Annotated in this window: 16 protein-coding genes; 3 read left to right on the forward strand and 13 right to left on the reverse strand. The window is 68.1% G+C overall.

What is annotated here, in order from left to right; all coding sequences use genetic code 11:
• Nucleotides 1–37 precede the first annotated feature (37 nt).
• The 5 genes from ACF66B_RS13170 to glpK form a co-directional block, all read right to left on the reverse strand.
• Complete coding sequence (locus tag ACF66B_RS13170; RefSeq protein WP_111429238.1) at nt 38–2,008, reverse strand: BTAD domain-containing putative transcriptional regulator; 1,971 nt, start codon at nt 2,006–2,008, stop codon at nt 38–40.
• Nucleotides 2,005–3,150: a YcaO-like family protein gene (locus tag ACF66B_RS13175; protein ID WP_111429521.1), complete on the reverse strand. Its 1,146-nt coding sequence runs from the start codon at nt 3,148–3,150 to the stop codon at nt 2,005–2,007. The genes ACF66B_RS13170 and ACF66B_RS13175 overlap by 4 nt, the downstream gene beginning before the upstream one ends.
• A 160-nt stretch (nt 3,151–3,310) precedes the next feature.
• On the reverse strand, nt 3,311–4,960 hold the full coding sequence (locus tag ACF66B_RS13180; RefSeq protein ID WP_111429237.1) for an FAD-dependent oxidoreductase: 1,650 nt from the start codon (nt 4,958–4,960) through the stop codon (nt 3,311–3,313).
• A gap of 106 nt (nt 4,961–5,066) precedes the next feature.
• Nucleotides 5,067–6,068 carry a type I glyceraldehyde-3-phosphate dehydrogenase gene (gap, locus tag ACF66B_RS13185; RefSeq protein WP_111429236.1) on the reverse strand — a complete coding sequence of 334 codons (1,002 nt, stop codon included), beginning with the start codon at nt 6,066–6,068 and terminating at the stop codon, nt 5,067–5,069.
• Between the two features lie 15 nt (nt 6,069–6,083).
• Nucleotides 6,084–7,589 carry a glycerol kinase GlpK gene (gene glpK / locus ACF66B_RS13190; RefSeq protein ID WP_111429235.1) on the reverse strand — a complete coding sequence of 502 codons (1,506 nt, stop codon included), beginning with the start codon at nt 7,587–7,589 and terminating at the stop codon, nt 6,084–6,086.
• Between the two features lie 184 nt (nt 7,590–7,773).
• Here glpK and ACF66B_RS13195 point away from each other — a divergent pair, with 184 nt between their 5' ends.
• The 3 genes from ACF66B_RS13195 (at nt 7,774) to ACF66B_RS13205 (ending at nt 9,898) form a co-directional block, all read left to right on the forward strand.
• On the forward strand, nt 7,774–8,553 hold the full coding sequence (locus tag ACF66B_RS13195; RefSeq protein WP_111429234.1) for a DeoR/GlpR family DNA-binding transcription regulator: 780 nt from the start codon (nt 7,774–7,776) through the stop codon (nt 8,551–8,553).
• A 65-nt stretch (nt 8,554–8,618) separates the two neighbouring features.
• On the forward strand, nt 8,619–9,323 hold the full coding sequence (locus ACF66B_RS13200) for a GNAT family N-acetyltransferase (RefSeq protein ID WP_111429233.1): 705 nt from the start codon (nt 8,619–8,621) through the stop codon (nt 9,321–9,323).
• A gap of 11 nt (nt 9,324–9,334) precedes the next feature.
• Nucleotides 9,335–9,898, forward strand: coding sequence for a peroxidase-related enzyme (locus ACF66B_RS13205; protein ID WP_111429232.1), 564 nt, complete (start codon nt 9,335–9,337; stop codon nt 9,896–9,898).
• 19 nt (nt 9,899–9,917) lie between these two features.
• Here the strand turns inward: ACF66B_RS13205 and ACF66B_RS13210 are convergent, their stop codons facing one another.
• From ACF66B_RS13210 to ACF66B_RS13245, 8 genes are all read right to left on the reverse strand, one after another.
• Nucleotides 9,918–10,664, reverse strand: coding sequence for an HAD family hydrolase (locus ACF66B_RS13210; RefSeq protein ID WP_111429231.1), 747 nt, complete (start codon nt 10,662–10,664; stop codon nt 9,918–9,920).
• On the reverse strand, nt 10,661–11,572 hold the full coding sequence (locus ACF66B_RS13215; RefSeq protein WP_111429230.1) for a LysR family transcriptional regulator: 912 nt from the start codon (nt 11,570–11,572) through the stop codon (nt 10,661–10,663). The genes ACF66B_RS13210 and ACF66B_RS13215 overlap by 4 nt, the downstream gene beginning before the upstream one ends.
• 66 nt (nt 11,573–11,638) lie before the next feature.
• Nucleotides 11,639–12,274, reverse strand: a complete 636-nt coding sequence (locus ACF66B_RS13220) for a transglycosylase SLT domain-containing protein (RefSeq protein WP_392662885.1) — start codon at nt 12,272–12,274, stop codon at nt 11,639–11,641.
• A gap of 66 nt (nt 12,275–12,340) precedes the next feature.
• The gene (locus ACF66B_RS13225; protein WP_111429228.1) at nt 12,341–13,585 is read right to left on the reverse strand and encodes a class I SAM-dependent RNA methyltransferase; all 1,245 of its coding nucleotides are present in this window, start codon (nt 13,583–13,585) and stop codon (nt 12,341–12,343) included.
• A gap of 185 nt (nt 13,586–13,770) precedes the next feature.
• Nucleotides 13,771–15,147 carry an APC family permease gene (locus ACF66B_RS13230; RefSeq protein ID WP_111429227.1) on the reverse strand — a complete coding sequence of 459 codons (1,377 nt, stop codon included), beginning with the start codon at nt 15,145–15,147 and terminating at the stop codon, nt 13,771–13,773.
• Nucleotides 15,148–15,314: 167 nt separating this feature from the next.
• Nucleotides 15,315–16,043 carry a TlyA family RNA methyltransferase gene (locus ACF66B_RS13235; protein WP_392662890.1) on the reverse strand — a complete coding sequence of 243 codons (729 nt, stop codon included), beginning with the start codon at nt 16,041–16,043 and terminating at the stop codon, nt 15,315–15,317.
• Nucleotides 16,044–16,057: 14 nt separating this feature from the next.
• Nucleotides 16,058–17,887, reverse strand: coding sequence for an ABC transporter ATP-binding protein (locus ACF66B_RS13240; RefSeq protein WP_111429226.1), 1,830 nt, complete (start codon nt 17,885–17,887; stop codon nt 16,058–16,060).
• A complete protein-coding gene (locus ACF66B_RS13245) occupies nt 17,884–19,743 on the reverse strand; it encodes an ABC transporter ATP-binding protein (protein WP_111429225.1) in 1,860 nt (619 codons plus the stop codon). The genes ACF66B_RS13240 and ACF66B_RS13245 overlap by 4 nt, the downstream gene beginning before the upstream one ends.
• Between the last annotated feature and the right edge of the window lie 43 nt (nt 19,744–19,786).

Here is a 19,786-nt window from a genome sequence, read left to right on the forward strand (position 1 = left end):
GACGGGATAGGGAGCCCTCCCTGAGCAACTCGGCGGCCTAGTCCGGCCGCCGTTCTTTTGCTGCGCCGAGGGCGGCAAGGAGGCGTTTCTGCAGCTCGGCGCGGCAGGAGGATGAGCGGATCGGGAAGCTCGCGACGAACCAGTCGATGATCGCTCCGTCCGTTGGCGCGGCGGCGCCGATCCAGGCGCCTCGGGCCAGATCGAGGAAGGTCGCGATCTCGCTTGCAGCGCGCCGGGTATCGCCGAGATGCATCGAACTGGCCGCGGCCCACGCGGGCAGGTTGATGATCGCGTCGCCGGCGACCTCCGCGGCGCTGATCGAGCCCTCGTAATCCCCGACGAGATAGGTCGCGGTGGCGATATAGCCTTGCGCCGCACGGGAATGCCGCATGCCGAACTGGCGGGCCTGGGCGATGAGATCCGCCGCGCGCGCGTTCTGACCGGCGAAAGCATAGCCGAGGCCGGCCGAGATGATCGTCCAGGGATCGTTCTCGTTGAGGTCCATCGCCATGTCGAGATGGCTGAGCGCCGCGGTGTAGGACCCGGCCATGGTATGGGCCCAGGCCCTCGAAAGGTGGGTGCGGGAATCGAGCGGGTCGAGCTTCACGGCGCGCGCGGTGAGCTCGAGACTGTCGGCGATCATCTGCGGATTGCGCATGTAGCCGGGGAAGATGACGGGGCGGGAATTGAGGCTCTGGGCGAGCGCCACCATGGCCGCGGCAAAATTCGGCGTCGTCTCGATCAGTTCGCGCAGGATCCGCTCGGCCTTGATCTCGGTCTCGGGGCGCCAGTCGCCGCTGAGGGCCTGGGCCTGCATCCAGAGCTCGTATTTGCGGCCCATGGGGCTCTGTGTCTCTCGGGCCGACTGGAGGCGCGGGGTGGAGAGGTGAACGTTGAGCGCGACCGCGAGCTGGCGCAGCGCGGAGCGGTGAAGTTCGGCGATGCCATCCAGGGTGACGGAATAGCGCTCGGCCCAGACGCAGTGGTTGTCGGCCTGATCGAGCAGCCGGAGCCCCACCATCACCGAATCGCTGATCGGGTGGAGCATGATGCGGAGCGAATAGGTCCGGTAGGTGGGCGGGGTGGAGCCGCCCTGCTCGCCGTCGACCACGAGCCAGTCGCGGAAGCGGGCGAGCGCCGCGATCATCTCGTCGCGGAATATGGAACCGAAGAAGTCGAAATCGCCTTCCATCCGCTGGCCCTGGATCGGCTCGACGAGGATGGCGATGGGGGCGAGAAAATCCTGCGTGCCGGATGGGCCGCCGCCCATGGCCGCCCCCGACTGGCCCTGCTTGATCGCGACGTAGAGCGCCTGGGTCTTTTCGGAAGGCTCGACGTCGAGTTCTTCCTCCAGGATCTTCCAGAGCCGCTCGTAAACGCGCATCGCCTGAACCGTGTCGCCGAGCGCGACATGGGCCTCCATCGCGGCGCGGCAGGCGCCTTCATGGGTGGGGTCGGTGCGCATCAGCGCCTCGGCGAGGCTGAGTTGCCGATCGGCTTCGCGGGCCGAGGCCATCGCGCTTTCGAGGCGGTTGGTGAGCTGGCTGCCGAGGCGTTCGCGCTGCACCGCGATCCAGAGATTGAAGTCTGGGTCGAGATCCTCGATGTCGGTGAAGAGCCGGGCGAAGGCGCCGTCATCGCGGGCGAGAAAGCCGGGCGGGATGCCCTGCTCCGCTTCCGCGATCGCCTCGAGGATGTCGCAGTCGATCGGATAGGTGAGGCGCACGGTGTTGCGGTCGGCCTCCAGCAATTCGCCCGCGGGGCCGAGATCCTGCTTGAGCCGCCGCAGCGTCTGGCGCAACGCACCACGGGCCTGATCCGGGCCCGAGTCGCTCCAGAGCATCGTCGCGATGCGCTCGCGGCTTTCCGAGCGGGCCGATTGCAGCGCGAGATAGGTGAGGATCGCAAGCGCCTTGCGGCTGGAAAACTGCAGCGGCTTGCCCGCGAGCGAAACCTGCATGACGCCGGTTGTGGTCAGCGTGACGGAGCGGTTCGCCGTCTCGATCATCCCATGAGCCTCGCCAGTTTGCCGGGTGCGCCGGGGCGCGGGCTTTGCTCGTGGCCCGAGGGGAAGGGCATGAGGCCGCTTGCCGCGATCTTGGCAACGTGGAGCTCCATGCCGGGCGCGTCGAGGTCAGCGGCAACGATACGGATGCCTTCGCGGGCCAGTGCGCGCACGAGCTCCGGCATGCCCGTGAGCGGACGGCGGCTGGCCATGGCCCGGGCGGGCCGCGCCGAGAAGGCGGGCAGCGCATCGAGATCGAGGGCGGCGCGGTCGAGGGCGCTTGCGTCTCCCGCTGTCGGTTCGCCGCGGGTGTGGCGCATGCGCGCCATCTCGAGCGCGATCTCCATCTGCAGGAGCTCCATCACCGCACCGCGCGCCGCCACAGCGGGCTCGAGCGCGGCCTTGAGCCCGATCGCGAGCCCGCGCCCGTCCGGCTCCGAGGAGAAGGCGCAGACGACGGGCACGCCGCAGCGCGCCTCGAGCCGGAGCAGGGTGGTGGCGCGTCCGGGCGGGGATGCGCCGCGGCGCATCGCGGCAAGTTCGCTCGCGGCATCGGCTGCGAGGCCGGGATCGAGGGCGCGGGGCAGGTCGAGGCCCGCCCACCAGCGCGCGGCGGCGTCGCGTTCCACGAGCTCGAGCAGGCCCGAGAGCCGGGCAGCGGCCTGGCTCGGCCCTGCGGCAAGACCGAGGCTGCCCGGTGGCGCCTCCGGCCGACGTTCGGCGTCGAGCTCGGGGCCGGAAAAGACGGAGACGGCGGGAAGGCCGACCGGCGCGCCGTCCTGCGGGTCGCTGGCGGCGATGCGGGTGCATTTCGGATCGCGGGTCCAGATCGCGTCGATCTCCGGATCGCCGGGCAGATCGCGGCGCAGGAGCGGCGGTGCGGCGCGCGCAGCGGCCTCTGCGGCTTCGCCCGCCAGCCGTCCCGCGGCCTCGGCAGGGGTGCGCCCGCCGCCGCCTGCGGCCGCGCCGTCAAGGGCGCCGGCGAGGTAGAGAAATCCCGGCGCCGCGGCATTCGGCAGCGGCGCCACCCAGTCGAGACGCGAAAGGCCGGGTGCAAGGCGCGCGCGATCGGGCCCGGCAAGTGCGCCGAGAAGCTGCGCGACACCATCGCCGAGGTTCCCTGCCGATCCTCCGACTGCGTTCATGAGCTGCCCGCCCACCCGACCGTTTCAACATTCGGCGACCTTATTAGCGTGGAACGAACGTTTTAGACAGGGGGGCGAGGTAGAAAGCGCGCGCGTCTGGGCCGACGCGCGCGCGGGTGCCTCCGCAGGAGGCACCGGATCGTCTGGCTCCGAGGGAGTCTCAGCCGTTCCCGGCTGGAGCGTCCGCCGATGCCGCCGGTGTCGGCGCCTTCAGGGTCGCGGCGGTGAGCCGGGTCACGTGGTCGTCGAAATAGGCCTTGAGCGCGGGGAAGGCATCGGTCAGGCGGAGGAAGTCCTCGGCCGTCAGCAGGAGCACCTTCGAATCCTCGAGCGCGCGTACCGTGCCGGTGCGAAGCCCGCTCCCGAGCAGGACGCGTTCGCCGAAATGATCGCCGGGGCCGAGCACCCGGACGATCTCCTTGCCGTCCTCGCCGGGGATGCGCTGTTCGACCTTGCCCTCGACCAGGGTGTAGAAGCCGTCGGCGCGATTGCCGCGTTCGAAGATGCGGTCGCCAGCGCGGTAGTGGACGTAACTGACCCCGCCCTGGATCTGGGTCTTCACCTGCACGGTGTTGCGCGACAGGACGGAATCGCTCACCCAGTTGAGGAGCACGCGGAGCTTGGTGCTGAAGCCGGGCAGGAAGCTCAGGTAGTAGGTGCGCCAGAGCAGCCAGGCGCTGAAGCCGGTGAGGCGCATGCCGAAGACCTCGGCCACGCCGCGCCGTCCGCCGAGCGAAGCGAGCGCACCCTTGGACTTGTAGTCGAAGGGGGTCAGCGGGCTGCCCTCGAGGGTCGCCTTGATGTTCCTCGCGAGGAGACGGGCCTCGCGCACCGCGAACTGGGCGGTCGGGGGAGCGAAATCCTTGCGGTCCTTGGCGTCGTCCTTCATCGGGATCAGGGCGCAGTCGCCGAGAGACCAGATATTCTCGGTGCTGCGAACCCGGAGCGTGCGCTCGACATCGGCCCGGCCGTGGGCCTTCGGGATGTCGACCTTCTGGAGCAGTGGCGAGGGCGCGTTGCCGATGGTGGCCACGATCGTACGGGTGCCGAAGACTTCGCCGTCGGAGGTGGTGACGCTGGTGCCGGTCGCACGCGCAACACCTGTCTTGAGCTTGATCTCGATGCCGCGCTTCTCGAGCAGCTTGTGTGCATAGCTCGCAAGCGACTCCGGCAGCTCGGCGAGCACGCGGTCGGCGAATTCCACCACGACCACCCGGATCTCGGACGGATCGATATTGGGATAGAACTTCAGCGAGCGGTCGATCAGCTCCTTCATCTCGCCGACCGTCTCGATCCCGGAGAAGCCCGCGCCGATGACGGTGAAGGTCAGAAGCTCCTTCTTGACCTCGGGCAGCTGCGTGATGTCGGCATGCTCGAGCTTGTCGATGACATGGTTGCGCAGCCGGAAGGCATCGCTCACGTTCTTCATGGTGAAGGCGTGATCGGAGAGGCCCGGGAAGCGCGAGAGGTCGACGACCTGGCCGAGCGCGAGCACCAGGTGATCGTAGCTCACCTGGGTGTAGCGGCGTTGCAGGCCCTGGAAGATCGTCACGGTCTTGCTCGCGACGTCGACGTCGAAGACCGAGGCCTGCCGGACCTTCACGCCGGGCAGCAGAAGCCGCAGGGGCGCGATTGCATCCCGCGTCGTGATCGAGCCCGCGGCCACTTCTGGCAGCAGGGGCTGGAACACGAAATGATTGGTTTCATTGATGAGTTCGATTTCGACCTGGCCCGCAAGCGAGCGATGAAGCTCTTTCGCGGCGAACATGCCGGCGAAGCCGCCCCCGAGTATGAGAACGCGCGGTTTCATACCCCAATTCCCCCATGGTTGCGCCGGCTCCCCACGCGCCGGCTGAAAAGCGACACGCCCGGCGGATGCCGCCGGGCGTGCGTGAATTCCGGAAGAGCGGTGCCGCTCAGATGAGTTTTCCGAACGCGACCGAGGTGTCGGCCATGCGGTTCGAGAAGCCCCACTCGTTGTCGTACCAGGACATGATGCGAACCAGCGTGCCATCCATCACCTTGGTCTGATCCATGTGGAAGACCGAGGAATGGGAGTCGTGGTTGAAGTCCGTGGAGACGTTCTTCTCTTCGGTGTAGCCGAGAATGCCCTTGAGCGGGCCGTCGGCGGCTTCCTTGATCGCCGCGTTGATTTCCTCGACCGTGGTCGACTTCTTCGCGATGAACTTCAGGTCGACGACCGAGACGTTGGGCGTCGGCACGCGGATCGCGACGCCGTCGAGCTTGCCGTTGAGTTCCGGCAGCACGAGGCCCACGGCCTTTGCCGCACCCGTCGAGGTCGGGATCATCGAGAGCGCCGCGGCGCGGGCCCGGTAGAGATCCTTGTGCATCGTGTCGAGCGTCGGCTGGTCGCCGGTGTAGCTGTGGATCGTGGTCATGAAGCCCTTCTCGATCCCGATGGCGTTGTTCAGCACATAGGCGACAGGAGCAAGGCAGTTCGTGGTGCAGGACGCGTTCGAGATGACGAGGTCGTCCTTGGTCAGCGCGTCGTGGTTGACGCCGTAGACGATCGTCTTGTCGGCGCCGGAGGCCGGCGCGGACACGATCACGCGCTTGGAACCGTTCTCGAGGTGAAGGGCGGCCTTCTCACGCGCGGTGAAGATGCCGGTGCATTCGAGCGCGATGTCGACATCGCCCCAAGGCAGCGCCTTCGGGTCACGCTCGGCGGTTACCTTGATCGGGCCGCGGCCGACGTCGATCGTGTCGCCGGAGACCGTGACGGTGCCCGGGAAACGGCCGTGCACCGAGTCGTAGCGCACGAGATGCGCGTTGGTCTCGACGGGCCCGAGGTCGTTGATGGCGACCACTTCGATATCATTGCGGCCCGATTCGACGATCGCGCGCAGCACGTTGCGTCCAATGCGGCCAAATCCGTTGATCGCCACCTTAACGGTCATAGAGTGTCCCTTCCGTCATGCCTGTCGGCTCAGAGTGCGGCTGACGGAATCTCGCCAGCCGGCATAAACTTCCTCTCGCCGTATCGCGTCAAGTTCGGGCACGAACCTGCGCTCGAGCGCCCATCCCTTCGCGAATTCGGCGGGACCGGGATACAGTCCTGCGCGCATTCCCGCAAGCCATGCTGCGCCGAGTGCCGTGGTTTCGCGCACGCGCGGCCGATCGACAACTGTCCCGAGCACATTGGCGAGACACTGGATGGTCCAGTCCGAGGCGGTCATGCCGCCATCGACCCGGAGCGGCCCGAGCGCGATCTCGCCCGCGCCCGACTGCGCCCAGTCCGCCTGCATCGCTTCCCAGAGGTCGCGGGTCTGGAAGGCGACGCTCTCGAGCGCGGCGCGCGCGATGTCGGCCGGGCCGGTATCGCGCGTGATCCCGAAGATGGCGCCACGGCAATCCGGGTCCCAGTAGGGTGCGCCGAGGCCGGTGAAGGCAGGTACGAGATAGAGCCTGCGCGCGGGGTCGGCGGCTTCGGCCAGCGTCTGGCTCTCGGCGGCGGTGCGGATGAGCCCGAGCCCGTCGCGGAGCCATTGCACCACGGCGCCGGCGATGAAGATCGCGCCTTCAAGCGCGTAGGTGGTCTGGCCATCCAGCCGGTAGGCGATGGTGCCGAGCAGGCGGTTCCGGCTTGTGACGAGCGTCGGGCCGGTGTTGAGAAGCGCAAAGCAGCCGGTGCCGTAGGTCGACTTCATCATGCCGGGTTCGAAACAGGCCTGGCCGACGGTCGCGGCCTGCTGGTCTCCGGCCACGCCGAGAATCGGGATCGCGGCGCCGAGGATGCCGGGCTCGGTGGAGCCGAATTCGGCGGCGCAGTCGAGCACCTCCGGCAGCATCGCCATCGGGATGCCGAGCAGGGCACAGAGCTCCTCGTCCCAGCAGCCGCGGCGGATGTCGTATAGCATGGTGCGTGCGGCGTTGGTGGCGTCGGTGACATGGGCCTTGCCGCCGGTCAGCCGCCAGATGAGGTAGCTGTCCACCGTGCCGAAGGCGAGGCGCCCGGCTTCGGCCGCGGCGCGGGCGCCTTCGGTGTTCTCGAGGATCCAGCGGATCTTGGTGCCGGAGAAATAGGGGTCGATGATGAGACCGGTGCGTTCGGTCACCAGCGCCTCGTGCCCCGCCTCGCGCAGTTCGGCGCAGAAGGGCGCGGTGCGGCGGTCCTGCCAGACGATGGCGCGGCTCACCGGTTGGCTGCTCTCGCGGTCCCAGACGAGGGTGGTCTCGCGCTGGTTGGTGATGCCGATGGCCGTGATCTCGCGCGCCTCGAGCCCGGCCTTCGCGATCGCCTCGCGCGCCGTGGCGACGGTGCTCTCCCAGATGTCCTCCGGCGCATGCTCGACCCAGCCCGAGGCCGGGAAGTGCTGCGGAAACTCCTGCTGCGCCATGGCCACGAGCGAGAGGGCCTCGTCGAAGACGAGGGCGCGCGTCGAGGTGGTTCCCTGGTCGATGGCGAGAACGTGTTTCATGCGGGCGTCTCCTCCTCCCCTTCGGCGGCCTCTCGGGCGGGCCGCTCCTTGTGGTCTCCACCCGCCTTGTCGCAGGCCGGGGCGGGGTGCGTCGAGTCCCTCGGGCGTTTTGGCCGGCGCGGGCCGGTGTTGCGCCATCGGGAGGCCGGGACTAGAAATGTGACAGGAGGCCGGCAGACCCCACATGGCGCAAAACTTTCGACATTCCGAGATCCTCGCCATCGCGCGCGAGGCGGGCAAGGTCACCGTCGAGGACCTGGCGGCGAAGTTCAACGTTACCGCCCAGACCATTCGCCGCGACCTTGCCGAGCTTTGCGACATCGGTCAGCTCACGCGGGTCCATGGTGGCGCGACGATCCCCTCGGGCGTGATCGCGCTCGGCTACGAGGACCGGCGCTCGATCGCGTCCGATGCCAAGGAGAGGATGGCGCGCATGGTCGCAGAGCAGATCCCCGACGGGGTCTCGATCTTCCTCAACATCGGCACCACCACGGAGGCGGTGGCGCGCGCGCTGCTCAAGCACCGCAACCTGATGGTGGTGACGAACAATCTCAATGTCGCGAACATCCTTGCGACCTCGCCCAACTGCGAGGTGATCGTGACCGGCGGCATGCTCCGGCGCTCCGACGGCGGGCTGGTGGGCGAGGTCACGGCCGAATTCATCGGGCAGTTCAAGGTGGATTACGCGATCATCGGTTCGGCGGCGGTCGATCCCGACGGCTCGCTCCTCGACTATGATTTCCGCGAGGTGCGCGTGGCGCAGGCGATCATCAAGAACGCGCGGAAGGCCTATTTCATTGCCGACAGCACCAAGTTCAAGATGGCCGCGCCCGTGCGCGTCGCCTCGCTTGCCGAGCTCGACGGCTTCTTCACCGACGTCACGCCGCCGCGCTCGATCGTGCAGCTTTGCGCTGACAACGACGTTTTCATTCGCACGGTGGAGCATTCGTCGCGCGTCTATTGATCCGTCCCGCAAAAGCAGATCCCGACGACGGCAGTCTCGCTCGCGGCGGAAAGGAAGGGAAACCGATGGAGTTCGAGGCGCTGCTCGCGGCCACATGGCCGGCGGCGGAGACGGTGGAGGCGGGCGGGTTTCTCCTGCGCCGCGGTGCCGGGGGCGGCAGCCGCGTTTCGGCGGCGAGCCGCATGGCCGGGTCTTGCGATATCGCCGCGGCGGAAGCTGGGTTGCGCGCCTGGGGCCAGCGCCCGCTCTTCCGGGTCGGGCGGGACGAGGCAGCGCTCGACGAAGCGCTGGCCGCGCGTGGCTACAGCGTGAAGGATCCGACCGCCGTGCTTGCCGCCCCCGTTGGCGCGCTGACCGGTGGCGACATCGACGAGTTCGCGATCCTCTGCGACGCGCCGCTTGCCTGCATGGAGGCGATCTGGGCCGCGGGGGGAATCGGCCCGGCCCGGCTCCGGGTGATGGAACGGGTCGCGGTGCCGCGGATCTGGATCCTCGGGCGGCATGGCGACCGGCCGGTCGGCGCGGCCTTCGTCGCGGCGCAGGGCGGGGCGGCGATGCTGCATGCGCTCGAGATCGGGCGGGCCTACCGGCGAGCGGGTGTCGCGCGGCGGATGACGCGGGCGGCGGCGGCCTGGGCGCGGCGCGCCGGCGCGGACACGCTGGTGCTTGCCGTCACGCGGGCGAACACCGCCGCCCTCTCGCTCTACGCCGGCCTCGGGATGGCCGAGACCGGCGGCTATCACTATCGCGAGGCGCCCTCGCACCCCTGACGGAGATTGCCATGACTGCCCCGACCGCGCTCGATCTGCCGCCCGCCGATCCGCTGCCCGAGGAGACCCGGCGCTATTTCGAGATCTGCCGCGATAAGCTCGGCATGGTGCCGAACGTGCTTCTGGCGCATGCGTTCTCGATCCCCAAGCTCGATGCCTTCACGGCGATGTACAATGACCTGATGCTGGGAGAGAGCCGGCTCACGAAGCTCGAACGGGAGATGATCGCGGTGGTGGTCTCGGCCGAGAACCGGTGCTTCTACTGCCTTGTGGCCCATGGCGCGGCGGTGCGTCAGCTCTCGGGCAATCCCGAGCTTGGCGAGATGCTGGTGATGAACTACCGCGTCGCGCCGCTCCCGCCACACCAGCGGGCGATGCTCGATTTCGCCGTCAGGATGACGAAGGCGAGCGCCACGATCGAGGAGGCGGATCGTGCGGGGTTGCGCGAGGCGGGCTTCACCGATCGCGACGTCTGGGATATCGCGGCGGTCGCGTCCTTCTTCAACATGACGAACCGGATGGCGAGCGCGGTCGACATGCGCCCCAACCCGGAATACCACGCGCAGGCGCGCTGACCGGAATGTGAGGCGGGCCTCAGGTTGCGGAGAGGTGCCCGGCGAGGGCGGCGAGGCTCGGGGCCTCGTAGTCGGGGTGCGCGGTTTCGGCCCCGGAGCGGCCGAAGACATGGCCGGGTCGGTTGATCCAGACGCAGGTGAGCCCGAGCGCGTTCGCCGGAACGATATCGGCGCGGCGGCTCTGGGCGACATGGAGCACCCGGCTTGCGGGAATGCCGCGCTGGGCAAGATCGTCCAGAGCGGTCCGGAAATGCGGCAGATCGGGCTTGTAGGCCCCGACCCTCTCCGCCGTCACCACGACATCGAAGCGGATGCCTGCCGCCTGCATCGCGCGGGCAAACGAGGCTTCGTCGATATTGCTGAGCGCAGCGAGCGTAAGCCCCATTCCGCGAAATTCGGCGAGTGCGGCCACGCTGTCGGGGAAGGGATGGTGGGTCGCGGCGATGCCCGCGAATTCCTCGAGATCGCCCGGGCGCGCCGTCACCCCGGTTTCGGCCGCCAGCGCGGCCAGCGTCTCGCGCAGCACCTCGGGATAGGGAAGCGCCGGGCGACGCGCCTGCAGCGGCTGGCGCAGGCGGTCATAGCTCAGCAGCAGGTCCCGGCCGCGCAGCGGGCTACCCTCGCGCAGGAGAAACCGGTCGAGGAACCGGACGATCTCGGGTTCCCAGTCGAGGATCGTGCCGTAGACATCGAAGCTCAGCGCGTCGAAATCGGCGCGCCGCAGGCCCTCGAGGCGGAGGGTGGCAGGTGCGAGCCCGGCGGTCATGCGGCGTTGCTTTCGGGAATGGATGTGCGGAAATACTCGACGAGGAAATCGATGAAGGCCCGCAACTTCGGCTGCGGGAATGGCCCCGGCGGATAGACCGCATAGATGCCGATCGGATCGGCCGTGCTGTCGGGCAGGAGTTCGACGAGCCGCCCCGCGCGGATGGCATCTCCCAGCACGAAGGACGGAATTCTCGAGATGCCGATGCCGGCCTCTACCGCCTTCATCAGGGAGTTGGCGTTGTTGGCGGTGAAGCGCCCGCCCACGCGGATGTGCCGTTCCTCGCCCGAATGCGTGCGCAGGCGCCAGAAGTTGCCGGTGGACTGGTTCGAGTAATGCAGCAGGTGGTGGTGGTTGAGATCGTCGATCGTTGCCGGCGTGCCGTGCGTGCGCAGATACTCGGGTGATGCGACGAGCATCACCCGCGCCTCAGCGAGCTTGCGGGCCATGAGGGAGCTGTCGGACAGCACGCCGATACGGATTGCCATGTCGAAACCTTCGGCCACCAGCTCGACGAACCGGTCATCGAGCACGAGATTGACCTCGACATTCGGGTAGGCGGTGAGAAACTTCGCCACAGCATCCGAGATCTCGCCCATCCCGATGCTGACCGGCACCGAGATCCTGAGCGAGCCCTGCGGCGAATCCTGCATCGCCGTGACCATGCTGTCGGCGTCGAGCGCGTCCTTCAGCACCGCGCGGGCGCGGTCGTAATAGGCAAGGCCCACTTCAGTCGGGCTCACCCGGCGCGTCGTGCGGTTAAGCAGGCGCACGGCGAGCCGGGCCTCGAGCGAGGAGACGCTCTTCGAGATCGCGGACTTCGATACGCCGAGCTTGCGCGCAGCTTCGGTAAAGCCGCCATTGTCGACGACATTCACAAAAGCTTCCATCTCCGCAAGCCTGTCCATGCGCGGGCCTTCTGTTTCCGTTCAGGTGACAATGGGCAAATTCAGCCCTGTCGTCAGAGTAATTGGTTAACGGCAGTTCTGCAACTGAACTTCGTAGCGCGTGGCCCAGGCTTCAACGTCCCGTGCGACCGACGGCAACCAAGCCTTGTTCTGGTAGCTGCCGCGGGCAAAGCCCGCGATGCCGTCGTGATAGGCGAGATACTGGTTGTAGGCGTCGTTCTGGGAAACGCCGTTGGCGCGCGCATTCTGGTTCATGTACCAGCCGATGAAGTCGGAGGAGTCGGCGAAATCCGTACGATCCGCGCGACGCCGGCCGGTGTCGGCGCGATACCAGTCCCAGGTGCCGTCGATTGCCTGGGCATAGCCGAGGGCACTCGAGCGCGGCACCTTGCGCGAGAAGATGCTGCTGCCGACCTTCTTCATCGGTCGGGCGTCGTGCTGGAAGCTCGATTCTCGGGCGATTGTTGCCATCTGGACCGAAACAGGGACACCCCAGCGCTGCTCGGTGCGCTGCATGGCCTTGTACCACTGTGGGCGCTCGCTCTTGATGCGGCACGCGTCAAGAACCGTCGAGGGGGGCTTGTTGTTTCCCCCGCATGCGCTCGTAACCAGCAAAAGGCCGAGAAATATGGAACGCTGAATGCGCTTCCTGCCTGTCATGTCCACTGCTCGCGTGTCTTGCCGCACGTCGGAGGAAAGCATGACAGACTCCCCCCGGATTGCAAACAGAAAACCCGTAGAATAAGCGCAAATCGCCGGTTTTCCGCCTCAGCGCTCGAAGCGTGCGGCAAGCTCCACATGCCCTGACCAGAGGAACTGGTCGACCGGCTGCACCCAGGCGAGGCGGAATCCTGCGCCGGTGAGGGTGGCCGCGTCGCGCGCGAAGCTTGCCGGGTTGCAGGAGATGAAGGCGATGCGCTCCACGCGCGAACGGGCGATCTCGCGGGACTGGGCCTCGGCGCCAGCCCGCGGCGGGTCGATGAGGATGGCCTCGTAGCGGTCGAGTTCGGCGGCGAGGAGCGGGCGGCGGAAGAGGTCGCGCGTCTCGGTTGTCACCCGGTGCAGCCGCTCCGCCCCCCGCCAGCCGGCGTCGAGGGCCGCGAGCATGGCGCCTTCGCCCTCGACCGCATGGACCTCGGCGCGCGACGCCAGCGGCAGGGTGAAGGTGCCGCAACCGGCGAAGAGATCCAGGATGCGCTCCGCGCCGTCGGTGATCGTCTCGGCCGCTGCCAGAAGCGCGGCCTCGCCCTCGGCGGTTGCCTGCAGGAAGGCGCCGGGCGGCGGGGTGACGCGGGCGGCCCCCATCCGCTGGAAGGGCGGATGTTCGAGTACGACCGTTTCGCCGTCGACACTCACCCGTGCGAAGCCGGCCGCACGTGCGGCGGCGGCGAGATCGGACCGGAGCGCGGCATCGAGCGGCTTGGCATCGCGCAGATCGAGGTCGAGCCCGCCCGGTCCGGCGGTCACCGCGAGGCGGATGGGCTTCGCGCGCGACGCCGCGAGCCGGGTGATCTCGCCGAGGGCAGGGAAGGCCGCCATGATTTCCGGGCAGAGCACATGACATTCGCGGATCGGAACGAGCGTGTCGGAGCGATGGCCGTGAAAGCCGATCTGCACCGTCTTCTTCGTCCGGCGCCCGGTGAGGACGGCGCGGCGGCGCGAGCGGGCGGGGGAAGTCAGCGTCGGGTGGATCTCGGTTTCGAGCCCGTGGGCGGCGAGTGCTCGGGCAATGACCTCGGCTTTCCAGGTGGCGAGGAAGGGTTGCGCCGCGTGCTGGAGCGTACAACCGCCGCAGGTGCCGGCATGTGGGCAGGAGGGCGCGACGCGCGACGGGCTCGGGGAGACGAGGCGTGCGTCGGCGATCCGGTTGCCCTCGATCGGCCCCTCCCAGACCTCGCCCGGCAGGGCGCCAGCGATGCGGGTCGGCCCGGCGAAGCCGTCGCCTTCCTGTCCGAGGCGTTCGACGGTGAGCCGGGCATGGGCCGCCGCCTGTCTTTCGCTATCGCCGCTCATCGGGAGGCCCTGGCTCCTGCTTGTTCCGCGGCAACCTGTCTGGCGGCATGGATGTCGCTCCCGGCCCGTTGCCTGAAGGAGCCCTCTACACAGGCCGGCGGGCGATGGCGAGGGAGGACGCCGGTTTTCGCCCCCGGCAGGGCGAGGCCCCGGCCCCTGTTGCGCAGGGGCCGGGGCGTTTCAGGTCAGGGTTCGATGACCGCGGGCCCGTAGGCGCGGCGGGCATATATGTAGAAGGCCGCCCCGAGCAGCGACCAGACCGCCACGATCAGCCATTCCGCGGGCCAGGCGAGGGCTGCCGGCGAGCCGGGGAGGTAGAGGAGCGTCAGTGCCAGGGAGAGAACGAGTGCGGCGTATCCGACCCAGGGGCTCTTGCCGGCACGGAACGGCCGGGGCATGTCGGGTTCCTTCCGGCGGAGCAGGATGAAGGAGAGCGCCACCATGGCGTAGGCGACGATGATGCCGAGCCCGCCTGCATCGACGAACCAGACGAGCGCGCCGCGGCCGAGGAGCGGGGCGAAGATCGACACGGCGCCGACGAGCAGGATTGCGTTGTACGGCGTCTTGTATTCGGGATGCAGCTTCGCGAGGAAGGAGGGCAGCATGCGCGCCTCGGCCATGGCATAGATCGCGCGGCTGCCGCCGATCAGGAAGGCATTCCAGCTGGTGATGATGCCGCCGATCCCGGCGAGGATGATGAGCTTGCCGCCCCAGGGGCCGCCAAGCACGGCCGTTGCCGCATCCGCGGCGGCGATGTTGCTGGAGGCAAGCGCCTCGGCATCGAGCGAGCGGCCGGTCGCAAGGGCGACGAGCATGTACCAGACCACCGCCATCACCACGGAGAGGATCAGCAGGAGGCCGATCCGGCGCGGCGGCAGGTCGATTTCCTCGGCCGCCTGCGGGATCACGTCGAAGCCCACGAAGAGGAAGGGCACCATGACGAGGACGGCAAAGATGCCGCCCGTGCCGCCGACGAAGAGCGGCTCGGCATTGGCCTGGCTGCCATCAAGGAAGCTGCCGGTAAAGAGCGCGAGCCCACCAAGGAAGATGAGCAGAATGACCATCCGCTGTAGGAAAGCGCTGTTCTTGATGCCGCGGATGTTGATCCAGGTCATGAAGATCGCGGCGACGCTGCCGAGCAGTGCCCAGGTGAAATAGACGTCTGAGCCGGCGAAGGAATAGAGATGGATCTGTTTGTAGCCGGGCAGGAGGTTCTCGACGACGGTCGGGAGCGCGACCGCCTCGAAGGCCACAACCGAGACATAGCCGAAGATGATCGCCCAGGTGCAGAAGAACGATCCGAGCTCGCCCATCGCCCGGAACGAATAGACATGCTCTCCACCCGCGAGAGGCATGGCGGCAGCGAGTTCGGCATAGGTGAGGCCGATCAGCACCACGGCTACGCCACCGATGGCGAAGGCGGTCATTGCGCCGAAGGTTCCGGCATTGATGATCCAGGACCCGGCCAGCACGACCCATCCCCAGCCGATCATCGCCCCGAAGGCGAGCGCGAGGACATCGCGGCTGCCTATGACCTTCTCGAACTTGCTTGTTCCGGACATGCCCGGGCCCTCCGTGTTCACAAAAACTCTATGTGAGGGTCTTTTCACGAAGCGGTTTGCGCAACAGTCTTGCGAAGAAAACGCGAGTGATCGCGCCGAACTGCCCACATAACGTGCATCTGGCCGGCGGATATGCAGCCCTGCCGGCCAATTTGATGAGGGATGCCTCATAAACTCCGGATCGCGGCGACGAGGTATTCGGTGTTTCCGTCCCCGCCGGTGATCGGGCTTTCGTCCTCGGCTGTCACCCGCCAGCCGGAGGCCTCGAGAAAGCCGCGGATGCGGGTGCGGGCGGCCTCGCGGGCTGCAACATCGCGCACGAGGCCGCCTTTCCCGACATGCGCCGGTCCGACCTCGAACTGCGGCTTGACGAGGGCGATCAGCGTGGCGCCCGGTCGCGCAAGGGCGAGCGCCGGCGGCAGGGCCTTCTCGAGCGAAATGAAGGAGAGGTCGGAGACGATCCAGTCAGGCACCGGGACATGGGCCGCGGTGAGGTCGCGCACGTTGAGCCCCTCGATGGCATGGAGGCGCGGATCGCTGCGGAGGCGCGGATGAAGCTGGCCATGGCCGACATCGATCGCCCAGACCTCCGCCGCGCCCGCTTCGAGCAGCACCTCGCTGAACCCGCCGGTGGAAGCGCCGAGATCGAGCGCGATGGCGCCCGCCGGATCGAGCCCGAAGGTCTCGAGCGCATGCCGGAGCTTCAGGGCGGCACGGGAGACATAGGGCAGGGGGTCCGCCGTCAGCGTCAGCGCCGCGCCCTCCGGCACCTTCTGCGCCGGTTTCGCGGCCGGGACACCGCCGATGCGCACGACACCGGCGGCGATCAGTGCCTGGGCACGGGCGCGGCTGTCGGCGAGGCCGGCGGCAACGAGAGCCTGATCGAGACGCATCATCCGCCGCCTGCCGCCTATTCTGCCGCGAGGTTGATGAAGCCGCCGGACTGGTGCTCCCAGAACCCGGCATAGAGGCCGCGGCGCTCGAGCAGCTCTGCGTGACTGCCTTCCTCGACGATCCGGCCCTGATCGAGCACGACGATCCGGTCCATGCGCGCAATGGTCGAGAGCCGGTGGGCGATCGCGATCACGGTCTTGCCCTCCATGACGGTCTCGAGCGTGTCCTGGATCGCCGCCTCGACCTCGCTGTCGAGCGCGGAGGTCGCCTCGTCGAGCACGAGCACGGGCGCATTCTTGAGGATCACCCGGGCCAGCGCGATGCGCTGACGCTGGCCGCCCGAGAGCTTCACGCCGCGCTCGCCGAGGCGGGCGGCATAGCCCTCGTTGCCGTATATGTCGCGCAATCCGAGGATGAAGTCATGTGCCTCGGCGCGGCGGGCAGCGGCGATCACCTCCGCGTCGCTGGCGTGGGGGCGGCCGTAGCGGATGTTCTCCATGGCCGAGCGGTTGAACATCGAGGTTTCCTGCCGGACCATGCCGATCTGCGCGCGCAACCCGTCCTGCGTGAGGTCGCGGATGTCGTGGCCGTCGAGGGTGATGCGGCCGCCCTCGGTGTCGTAGAGGCGCAGGAGCAGCGAGACGAGCGTGGTCTTGCCCGCCCCCGAGCGGCCGACGAGCGCGACCTTCTCGCCCGGCCGGACACGCAGGTTCAGCCCGTCGAGCGCGGCCTCCTTGCGCCCGTAGCCAAAGCGGATGTTCTCGAAGGCGACCTCGCCGCGGGCGCTCTCGATCGGCTGCGCGCCGGGGCGGTCCACCACCCGGTGCGGCGGGCTCAGCGTCCGGATGCCGTCCTCGATCTCGCCGATATTGGCAAAGACCCCCATCGCGACCATGCTGACCCAGCCCGACATCTGCGCGAGCCGGGTCGAGACCAGCCCGGCGGTGGCGATGTCGCCCGCCGTCGCGGTACCCTGCGACCAGAACCAGATCGAGGCGCCGATCAGCGCGACGGGAAGCACGCCCGCGAGTGTCATGAGGCAGAGCCGGAAGCCCGAGGAGACGCGACCGAAGCCGATCGCGGTGTCGCGGAAGCCAGAGAGTGCATCGAGCGCCGCGCGGTCCTCGAAGGCGCCGTGGGCGAAGAGCTTCACGGTGGCGATGTTGGAAACGGTATCGACGATCTGTCCGGTGACGGCGGCGCGCGCGGCGGCCCGGGCCTTGGACCGGAGGCGGATGCGCGGCAGGAAATACCGGATCAGGAAGACATAACCCACTGCCCAGAACCCGACGATGGCAGCGAGCTCCCAGTTCACTGCCCCCATCACCGCTGCCGCACCGATCAGCGCCGAAAGGGCGAAACCGAATGTGTTGCAGACCTCGGTGACGACCTCGGTGGTCGCACGCGCGGTCTGCTGCGACTTCTGGGCGATGCGCCCGGCGAAATCATCGTCGAAATAGCTCAGGCTGTGGCCGAGCACGTGGCGATTGAGCCGCGACAGCACCAGAGGATAGATGTTGGGCTGGAGGCTCAGCGCGGTGACGGCTGCGCCCCCGCCCATCACCAGCGGGCGCAGGATCAGGAAGAACCCGGCGACAAGCCCCAGGGCGGGCAGGATGCCGGGAAAGAGCCCGGCCGCGCCCTGCGCCTGCGCCGTGTCGATCAGCCAGCCGATGATCGTCGCCCCGAGCACCTCGGTGAGGCCGGTGGCGATGCTGAGCGCCAGCATAAGCCCGATGGCCGGAAAGGCGCCGTCGAGCGCCCAGCGGAGGAACTGACCGAGCCGGTCGGGCGGCGGGCCTTCCGCATGGCGGAAGGCATGGACGAGATCGGCGAGCAGCCTCATGCGGCCGCCTCCGGTCCGGGCGGCGCACCCGCGTCGAGAAAGCCGCCGGACTGGCGCGACCAGAAGCGTGCATAGAGCCCGCCGCGGGCGAGCAGCTCCGCATGGCTCCCCTCCTCGGCAATCGCGCCCGCCTCGAGGACGACGATGCGGTCCATATGCGCGATCGTGGACAGCCGGTGGGCGATCGCGATCACCGTCTTGCCCGCCATCAGCCCCTCGAGGGTCGACTGGATCGCGGCCTCGACCTCGCTGTCGAGCGCGCTCGTAGCCTCGTCGAGCACGAGGATCGGAGCGTCCTTGAGGATGACGCGGGCCAGCGCGATGCGCTGGCGCTGGCCGCCCGAAAGCTTCACGCCGCGCTCGCCGACATGGGCGTCGTAGCCGCGCCGCCCGTCGCCGTCCTCGAGGCCGAGGATGAAGTCATGCGCCTCCGCGCGCCGGGCCGCCGCGATCATCTCGCCCTCGCTCGCATCGGGCCGGCCATAGCGGATGTTGTCCCGGACCGAGCGGTGCAGCAGCGACGGATCCTGAGTGACCATGCCGATCTGGCGGCGCAGGCTGTCCTGCGTGACGGTGCGAATATCCTGTCCATCGATCCGTATCGAACCACCCTCGGTGTCGAAGAAACGCAACATGAGGTTGACGAGCGTCGACTTGCCGGCCCCGGAGCGGCCGACGAGGCCGACCTTTTCACCGGGGCGGATGGTGAGCGCGATGTCGCGCAGGCCGCCCGCACCCTTGCCATAATGGTGGCTCACATGCGCGAAGACAACCTCGCCGCGCGTGACAGCGAGCTCGGGTGCGCCGGGTGCATCGGGCAGCGCAATGGGCTGGGCGATGGTCTCCATGCCCTCGCGGATCGTGCCGATGTTCTCGAATAGCTCGGAGAGCGCCCACATGATCCAGCCGGTCATCGCAGAGAGCCGGAGGGTGAGCGCGGTTGCCGCCGCGACGGTGCCGAGGGTAGCGTGCCCGGTCTGCCAGAGGCCGATCGCGAGCCCCACCACCGAGACGACGAGCAGCCCGTTGATGAGCGTGAGCCCGAACTCCATCAGCGTGATGAGCCGCATCTGGCGCTTGAAGGTCTCGCGCGCATGCTCGATCGCCTCGCCGGCATAGGCCTCCTCCGCCTTGCCATGGGCGAAGAGCTTCACCGACTGGATGTTCGAATAGCTGTCGACCATCCGTCCGGTGATCTGCGAGCGGGCATCGGCGAAGGCCTTGGAGGCGCGCCCGATCCGCGGCACCGTCCAGAGCATCAGCCAGACATAGAGCCCGAACCAGACCAGCAGCGGGATCGTCAGCCGGGCGTCCGTCTCGGAAAGCAGCCAGAGGGCGCCGCCGAGATAGACGGTCGAATAGACGACGGCGTCGAAGCTCTGGAAGGTGGCTTCGGTCACGGCGGGCGCCGTCTGCATCAGCCGGTTGGCGATCCGGCCCGCGAAATCGTTCTGGAACCAGCCAACCGACTGGCGCAACACGTGCCGGTGGCTGCGCCAGCGCACGATGGTGCCGACATTGGGCATGAGCGACTGGTTGAGCAGCGCATCGGCGACGAACTGGATCACCGGTCGCACGAAGAGGATGAAGCCCGCCACCAGCACCAGCTCAAACCCGTGCACCGACCAGAGCGCCTCGGCGCCGGTCGCGGTGAGTGTATCGACGAGCTGGCCGGTGTAGCGGATGAGCCAGACCTCGATGAGGCTGATCGCCATGATGGCGAAGAAGGCGAAGACCATGACCCTCCGCGCCGGACGAAGATAGGCCTTGAGAAAGGGCCAGAGCTTCGCCGGGGGCGCGTCATCCTCGGCATAGGGCTGATAGGGGTCGACGAGCGACTCGAAGAAGGAAAGCATCGGGAAAACCGCAGACTGAAGGAGATTGAACAGAAAGGCAGGA

It is taken from the genome of Amaricoccus sp. B4 (genome assembly GCF_043226085.1).
In the GTDB taxonomy this organism is placed as follows: Bacteria; Pseudomonadota; Alphaproteobacteria; order Rhodobacterales; family Rhodobacteraceae; genus Amaricoccus.

Coding starts and splice junctions, on each gene's coding strand:
- ACF66B_RS13170 (WP_111429238.1), bottom strand. CDS start 2,008: ATGATCGAGACGGCGAACCGCTCCGTCACGCTGACCACAACCGGCGTC.
- ACF66B_RS13175 (WP_111429521.1), bottom strand. CDS start 3,150: ATGAACGCAGTCGGAGGATCGGCAGGGAACCTCGGCGATGGTGTCGCG.
- ACF66B_RS13180 (WP_111429237.1), bottom strand. CDS start 4,960: ATGAAACCGCGCGTTCTCATACTCGGGGGCGGCTTCGCCGGCATGTTC.
- gap (WP_111429236.1), bottom strand. CDS start 6,068: ATGACCGTTAAGGTGGCGATCAACGGATTTGGCCGCATTGGACGCAAC.
- glpK (WP_111429235.1), bottom strand. CDS start 7,589: ATGAAACACGTTCTCGCCATCGACCAGGGAACCACCTCGACGCGCGCC.
- ACF66B_RS13195 (WP_111429234.1), top strand. CDS start 7,774: ATGGCGCAAAACTTTCGACATTCCGAGATCCTCGCCATCGCGCGCGAG.
- ACF66B_RS13200 (WP_111429233.1), top strand. CDS start 8,619: ATGGAGTTCGAGGCGCTGCTCGCGGCCACATGGCCGGCGGCGGAGACG.
- ACF66B_RS13205 (WP_111429232.1), top strand. CDS start 9,335: ATGACTGCCCCGACCGCGCTCGATCTGCCGCCCGCCGATCCGCTGCCC.
- ACF66B_RS13210 (WP_111429231.1), bottom strand. CDS start 10,664: ATGACCGCCGGGCTCGCACCTGCCACCCTCCGCCTCGAGGGCCTGCGG.
- ACF66B_RS13215 (WP_111429230.1), bottom strand. CDS start 11,572: ATGGACAGGCTTGCGGAGATGGAAGCTTTTGTGAATGTCGTCGACAAT.
- ACF66B_RS13220 (WP_392662885.1), bottom strand. CDS start 12,274: ATGCTTTCCTCCGACGTGCGGCAAGACACGCGAGCAGTGGACATGACA.
- ACF66B_RS13225 (WP_111429228.1), bottom strand. CDS start 13,585: ATGAGCGGCGATAGCGAAAGACAGGCGGCGGCCCATGCCCGGCTCACC.
- ACF66B_RS13230 (WP_111429227.1), bottom strand. CDS start 15,147: ATGTCCGGAACAAGCAAGTTCGAGAAGGTCATAGGCAGCCGCGATGTC.
- ACF66B_RS13235 (WP_392662890.1), bottom strand. CDS start 16,043: ATGATGCGTCTCGATCAGGCTCTCGTTGCCGCCGGCCTCGCCGACAGC.
- ACF66B_RS13240 (WP_111429226.1), bottom strand. CDS start 17,887: ATGAGGCTGCTCGCCGATCTCGTCCATGCCTTCCGCCATGCGGAAGGC.
- ACF66B_RS13245 (WP_111429225.1), bottom strand. CDS start 19,743: ATGCTTTCCTTCTTCGAGTCGCTCGTCGACCCCTATCAGCCCTATGCC.